The organism is Geminicoccus harenae, from assembly GCF_019800005.1.
Classification (GTDB): domain Bacteria; phylum Pseudomonadota; class Alphaproteobacteria; order Geminicoccales; family Geminicoccaceae; genus Geminicoccus; species Geminicoccus harenae.
In genome coordinates this window covers 1-989 of the sequence record NZ_JABGCL010000180.1, presented here as the reverse complement: position 1 = coordinate 989, position 989 = coordinate 1, and the positions used below count along the sequence as shown (strand labels likewise).

Sequence of the window (989 nt, the reverse complement as noted above, 5' to 3'; positions counted from 1 at the left end):
ACCACACCTGCCCCTGTTGAGGCCGTTCCTACTATTACACCACCTCTTCGTAGATCTGGTAGAATATCTGCTCCTCCAGTGAGATATGGATATCTCCAAGATTATAGTGAGGAATTGTTACTTGGCGACAAGGAACATCCAGATGATCCTACCACTTACGAGGGAGCGATGTTGGACATCGACTCGAGTAGATGGCAAGAGGCCATGAAATCTGAAATGGATTCGATGTATTCCAATGGAGTCTGGACTCTAGTAGATCCACCTGAAGGTATAGTACCTATAGGTTGTAAATGGATTTATAAGAGGAAGATAGGCTCAGATGGAAAGGTAGAGACCTATAAAGCTAGACTAGTGGCAAAAGGGTATAATCAGAAACAAGGAGTTGATTATGAGGAAACCTTTTCGCCAGTAGCCATGCTGAAATCCATTAGGATCTTGCTAGCTATAGCAGCATACTATGACTATGAGATATGTCAAATGGATGTAAAGACCGCCTTCCTTAATGGAAACATTGAGGAAGATCTTTATATGGAACAGCCTAAGGGCTTTATATCCAGTGGTGAGGACCACAAAGTATGCAAACTAAAGCGGTCCATTTATGGACTAAAGCAAGCTTCTCGAAGTTGGAACATCCGATTCAATGAAGCGGTCAAATCGTTTGGCTTCATACAGAATATGGATGAACCATGTGTGTACAAGAAGGATAGTGGGAGTGCTGTCACTTTTCTAGTCCTATATGTGGACGATATCCTTATCATTGGGAATGATACAGGAATGATATCATCTGTTAAGCTTTGGCTTTCGAGCAACTTCTCCATGAAGGATTTGGGAGAAGCAACCTATATCTTGGGTATAAAGATCTATAGAGATAGATCTAAAAGGTTGCTTGGACTCTCACAATCCATGTACATAGATAAAATACTGAAGAGGTTCAGTATGGAGAATTCCAAAAGGGGTTTGCTTCCCTTTAGACATGGAATTCATCTCTC

The 989-nt window shown here is 41.5% G+C and carries 1 protein-coding gene; it reads left to right on the top strand.

Features of this window, described 5'->3' with window-relative positions; translation table 11 throughout:
- On the top strand, nucleotides 1–989 hold a 989-nt coding region (locus HLA95_RS30335; RefSeq protein ID WP_222185137.1), incomplete at both ends, for a reverse transcriptase domain-containing protein.